The sequence below is a fragment of the Comamonas sp. genome, assembly GCF_036666375.1.
Taxonomy (GTDB): Bacteria; Pseudomonadota; Gammaproteobacteria; order Burkholderiales; family Burkholderiaceae_C; genus Comamonas.
The window spans coordinates 1-5,861 of record NZ_JAVWWA010000171.1; the positions used below are offsets into that span (position 1 = coordinate 1).

A 5,861-nucleotide genomic window follows, 5' to 3' on the forward strand; every position below is an offset into this window, starting at 1 on the left:
GCACCGGGCGATTGTCAATCGTGATGGTGCCCGTCGGCAGGTCGTTCTTGTTGAATACCTGGTTGCCCGCCATGTTCAGCAGATAGGGTGTGGTCTGGCCATTGGCATTGCCCCAGACCGCGCCGAAATCAAAGCCAGCCCATTTGCTGGTGTCAAACATCTGTGCGGTGGTCAGGCGCGTGCCGTCGCTGGTTTGCTGACCGGTGGTCTCGGTGTTCCAGTAGGCGTAGCTGACGCTGCCGCCAAGTCTCAAGCCGATCAGACCGCGGGCATTGCTGTTGCCCTTCACGTTGCCTGTTGCGTAGACGCTGTTGATGACGCCGCCTGTTTGCATGCCGATCAGACCGCCAATATTGCTGTTGCCGGTCACGCTGCCGGTTGCATAGGCGTTGGTGATGCTGCTGATGCTGTTGTTACCCACCAAGCCGCCCACTTCACTGTCACCCGTCACGCTGCCCGTTGCATAGGCGTTGCTGATCATGCCGTCGCTTAGAGCGCCGACCAGGCCGCCCACGTAGCGTGCACCCGACACGCCGGCCGATGCATAGGCGTTGCTGATGCGGCTGCCCTGGCTGTGCCCGACCAGGCCGCCCGTAACGTTGGTGCCCTTCACGCTGCCCGTTGCGTAGGCATTGCTGATGCTGCCTCCGATGTTGTAGCCGACTAAAGCACCTGTAGTTGTTGCTCCGATGATGCTGCCGTCCACCAGGCCAATATTGCGCAGCACTGCGTTATGCGTGTAGCTCAAAAGACCGACCGGGTCGATGGCAAGTGGACGATTGATGGTCAGTCGGCTGATGGTGTGGCCCAGGCCGTCAAATACGCCAGTGAACGGGGTGTTCGCTCCACCGATGGGCGCAAAGCCTTGTGCGGTAGAGGCCGTGGGACTCGCGTCGATGTCGCTGCCCAGCGCATATTTGCCGCCCAGATTTTGGATGTCCGATAGCTCGGACAGTGTATTGATGACCGTATAGCCGTGGCCGTTGACGCTCAGTCGGTCGGCGCCGCCGTTCTCGAAATCCACGCGCCCGCCGCCATTGACATTGACATTGCTGCCGACGACGGCGCTGGTGCCGGCGTTGCCTTGGGTGTCGCCGTAATTCAAGGCCAGCTTGCCGCTGCCCTGGACCGACATCACTGCATTGACGTTGATGTTGCGTTGGGCGTTCAGGCGCAGCGTGCTTTGCGTCCAGGTGATGGCATCGTTGATATGGATATCGCCTTGGCCGCCGGCCGTGCCCATGACGGCGGTCTCTATCGTGAAGTCGTCGTTGTGGTTCAGCGCATCCGATACTTGCTGGCCCGTCATGTTGCCGCCACTGCGCGCCACGGTGAAGTCATTCGGGTCGATCAGCCAGCTGCCGCTGCGGCCGTTGGCGGCCAGGGTCGTGACCTTGGCGCCATCTTCGATTTCGACGTGGGCACCACTGGTCTCGATGAAGCCGCCGTTGCCGCCTGCGGGCGCGCTCGCATCCAGCGTGCCCGCAACCCGCGTCGTGCCGCCTTCGAAGCCGCCCAGCAGCACAATCTTGCCTGCGCGGTTTTCCACGCTGCGGGCCCGCACCGTGCCGGTGTTGTTGACCACGGTCTGCAGTATCGCGTCGGTGGCCTTGGCGGTCATCAGCACGCTGCCGCCATCGGCTTCGATCAGTTGATGGTTTTCGGCCAGCGCATTGAGCGACGCTTGCTGCACCTGGACATTGAGCAGGCCGTCGCCCGCGAAGTCCAGCTTGACCTGATTGCCCGCGGCCAGCGCCACCGAGCCCAGGCGCGCGGCAATCGTGCCCTGGTTGCTGACGCTGCCGCCGAGCAGCGCGACGCCACCACCATCGGCCGCGGTGATGCGGCCCTGATTGCGCAGCGCGGCACCTTGCATGGCGCTGCCCTGGCCGCTGAACTGATAGTGGCCCTGGAGGAAATCGTTGTCGGCAATGTTCAGCGTCGAGGCCACCAGGCCGCCCACGTTCACATTTGCACCGGCGCCAAACAGCATGCCGTTGGGATTGACCAGGAACACCCGGCCATTGGCCTGCAGCGTGCCATGGATGGCCGACGCATCGGCGCCCACCACGCGGTTCAGGGCCACCGCCGAAGCATCGGGCTGCTGGAACGTGACCTGGTGGCCGGCGCCGATGTTGAAGCTTTGCCAGTTCAAGATGGTCTTGTCGCTGGCCTGCTGAATCGTCATCTGCGGGCCGGCCTGGGTGATGGCGGCGTTGCCGCTGACCACCTGCCCGCCCTGGGGCAAGGCGGCCTGGGACCAGGCCGGTGCACTCCAGGCCATTGCCACGCAGGCAGCCAGTGCGGCAAAGCCTGGCCGTCGGTTCGCGCCGCGGCCGCGGGCGCGGCGTGGGGTGGCGCGGCTGCGACTGCGGCCCCGTTCGCTGGTGACATAAAAACGTCCAAGTGCACTGTTCCAGAGCACGCTATAGATGTGGTTCATGGCAGGCGTGACACGGCAGCCCGGGGCTGCGTGCCATCAAGGTAGTTGTGTGCGATGTAGGTAACGCCCCACACAACTTCGTTGCATTTTTTATGCAATCCGCCTATGCCCCGCAGGGGGGCGATGGCCGGCCTGGCCTATGCTGCGCCCGCGGGCCGCGCGCGCGCCAGCAGGTACTCGATGCAGGTGCGCACCGCGCGCGTCTGGTGGCGCTGGGGCATGTAGAGCATGTACATCTGCGTGCCGAAGATGCTCAGCCGCCAGTCGTCCAGCGTGGTCAGCACTTCGCCGCTGGCGACCGCGTCCTCGACCACGTAATCGGGCACCAGGCCCACGCCCAGGCCGGCAAGAATGCCCTGGCGCAGGAAGGGGAAGTGCTCGGAAATCAGCGTGGGTTCGAGCATCACTTCCTCGCGCAGCGCTCCCTGGTAGGCGCTCAGGCGCAACTGGCGACCGACCACGCCCGCGGTGATCAAAGGCGCGGTGCGCAACGCCTCGAGTTCAGTGGGCAGGCCGTGGGCCGCGACATAGCCGCGCGAAGCGCAGGCGATATAGCGTACCTGGCCCAGGTCGCGCGCGACCAGCGTGGGCGGCGGCTCGGGCATCACGCGGATGGCGATGTCGATGTCCTCGCGTATCAGATCGTCGACGCGGTTCTCGAAGCGCACGTCGAGCACGATGAACGGATACAGCCGCTTGAAGTCGATCAGCCAGTCTGACATCACCAGCTGGCCGTAGCCGCTGGGCACGCTCAGGCCCACGCGGCCTTGCAGGCCCTGGCCCAGCGTGGTGATGGTTTCGCGCGCGGCGCGCATTTCGTTCTGGATGGCGAGGCCGTGCGCATAAAGGCGCAGGCCCACTTCGGTGGGCTCGACGCGGCGCGTGGTGCGGCGCACCAGCTGCGCGCCCACGGATTTCTCGAGCTGGTTCAGGTGGTAGCTGACGTTGGCGCGCGTCATCTTGAGGTTGCGCGCGGCCTGGCTCAGGTTGCCGGCATCAAGGATGTCCACCAGCAGGGTCAAGGAGTGGAGTTCCATGGAATGCTTGTCAAATATTATTTGACAGTCTGTCAATCATCCATGTAATTGTCAAGATTGTTTGGCGTCCCCACAATGGAGGTATTACTGTCAATCCCGGAGAACGTCCATGGGCGCTGCCCCTCAAGCTTTAGCTGTCAACACAGCCCTTCACGGCGCCATTCTGGTGGTGACGATAGACAATCCTCCGGTCAACGCGCTGGGTCAGGTCGTGCGCCAGGGTCTGGTGACTGCCATGCAGCAGGCCGAGACCGATGCCGCGGTGCGCGCCGTGCTGCTGGTGGGCGCGGGCAAGGCCTTCATCGCTGGCGCCGATATCCGCGAATTCGGCAAGCCCCCCGTGCCTCCTTCGCTGCCCGAAGCCTGCGCGGCTATCGAGAACTGCAGCAAGCCGGTGGTTGCCGCGATTCACGGCGCGGCGCTGGGCGGTGGCCTCGAAGTGGCGATGTCGGCGCATTATCGCCTGGCGCTGCCGGCCGCGAGCCTGGGCCTGCCCGAAGTGCTGCTGGGCCTGCTTCCCGGCTCGGGCGGCACGCAGCGCGCGCCGCGCCTGATGGGCATCAAGCCCGCTACCGAACTGATGCTCGGCGGCAAGCCCATGAATGCCAAGGCCGCGCTGAAGGCCGGACTGGTGGACCGCCTGGCCGAAGGCACAGACGCCGTTGCCGCGGGCCTGGCCTATGCCAATGAGCTGCTGGCGCAGAACGCGCCCGTGCGCCGCACGCGCGACATCGTGATCGCCGATCCCGCCGCCGCGCTGGCCGAGCTCGAAGTGCTCAAGGCCGAGACCGCGAAGAAAAGCCGCGGCCTGTTCTCGCCGCTGAAGATCATCGAATGCGTGCAGGCTGCAGTGCAAAAGCCGTTTGACGAAGCCCTGGCCTTCGAGCGCGCGCAGTTCATCGAATGCGTGGCCAGCCCGCAGCGTGCGGGTCTGGTGCATGCGTTCTTTGCCGAACGCGAAGTCGCCAAGGTGCCCGAGGCCAAGCTGGCCGCGCCGCGCGCCTTCTCCACCATCGCCATCATCGGCGGCGGCACCATGGGCGCGGGCATCACCGTGTCGGCGCTGGACGCCGGTTTCAGCGTGACGATGATTGAACGCGACGCTGAGTCGATCGCGCGCGGTCGCAAGAATGTCGAGAAGGTCTATGACGGCCTGATCGCCAAGGGCCGCATGACGGCCGAAGCCAAGGCCGCCATCATGGCGCGCTATACGCCGTCGACCAGCTATGACGACATCGCCCAGGTCGACCTGGTGATCGAAGCGGTGTTCGAGGACCTCGAAGTCAAGAAGGCCGTGTTCCGCGAACTCGACCGCGTCTGCAAGCCCGGCGCGGTGCTGGCCACCAACACCTCCTATCTGGACATCGAGGCGATTGCTGACGCCACCCAGCGTCCGCAGGACGTGATCGGCCTGCACTTCTTCAGCCCGGCCAACATCATGAAGCTGCTGGAGATCGTCGTGCCGTCCAAGGTCAGCGCCGACGTGGTGGCCACGGCCTTCGAGCTGGCCAAGAAGATGAAAAAAGTGCCGGTGCGCGCCGGCGTCTGCGACGGCTTCATCGGCAACCGCATCCTGGCCGTGTACAAGCAGGCCGCCGACTACCTGATGGAAGACGGCGCCAGCCCCTACGAGATCGACGCCGCCGTGCGTTCGTTCGGCTACCCCATGGGCCCGTTCCAGGTCACCGATCTCGCCGGCGGCGACATCGGCTGGGCGACGCGCAAGCGCCGCGCGGCGACCCGCAACCCTGCGGCGCGCTACGTGGAAATTGCCGACCGCATCTGCGAGCGCGGCTGGTTCGGCCAGAAGACCGGCCGCGGCTTCTACCTCTACCCCGAAGGCGCGCGCGTGGGTCAGCCCGACCCCGAAGTGCTGGCCATCGTCGATGCCGAGCGCCAGAAGAAGGGCGTGACGCCGCGTTCGTTCACCCAGGAGGAAATCCTGCGCCGCTACATGGCGGCCATGGTCAACGAAGGCGCGAAGGTGGTGGAGGAGGGCATTGCGCTGCGTCCGCTGGATGTCGACGTGACCTTCATGTCGGGCTATGGTTTCCCGCGCCACCGCGGCGGCCCGATGAAGTGGGCCGACATGGAAGGCCTGCCCAAGATCCTGGCCGACATCGAGTCCTTTGCCAAGGAAGACCCGCTGTTCTGGCAGCCCGCGCCCTTGCTGGTGCGCTTGGTCAAAGAGGGCAAGGGCTTTGATAGTTTGAACCAGGCGCAGTGAGGGGGCTTTCACGCCCCTTCGCCCATCGCGCCCCCCGCCGTTCGCCCTGAGCCTGCCTAGCCGGCCGCGTCGAAGGGTGAACGTCCTGCGCTCATGGCATGAGGACAGGCCGTCCATGGTTCGACAAGCTCACCACGAACGGATACCTGGCCCT

At 65.2% G+C, this 5,861-nt stretch carries 3 protein-coding genes; 1 reads left to right on the plus strand and 2 read right to left on the minus strand.

Annotation, left to right across the window (positions count from 1 at the left end; genetic code table 11):
- Together RR928_RS23765 and RR928_RS23770 are read right to left on the minus strand one after the other, a co-directional pair.
- A partial coding sequence (locus RR928_RS23765; RefSeq protein WP_332684520.1) for a two-partner secretion domain-containing protein occupies positions 1–2,443 on the minus strand: 2,443 nt, incomplete at its 3' end.
- A gap of 137 nt (positions 2,444–2,580) precedes the next feature.
- On the minus strand, positions 2,581–3,480 hold the full coding sequence (locus tag RR928_RS23770) for a LysR family transcriptional regulator (protein WP_332540261.1): 900 nt from the start codon (positions 3,478–3,480) through the stop codon (positions 2,581–2,583).
- Positions 3,481–3,589: 109 nt separating this feature from the next.
- Here RR928_RS23770 and RR928_RS23775 point away from each other — a divergent pair, with 109 nt between their 5' ends.
- A complete protein-coding gene (locus RR928_RS23775; RefSeq protein ID WP_332684522.1) occupies positions 3,590–5,707 on the plus strand; it encodes a 3-hydroxyacyl-CoA dehydrogenase NAD-binding domain-containing protein in 2,118 nt (705 codons plus the stop codon).
- Positions 5,708–5,861: the final 154 nt, after the last annotated feature.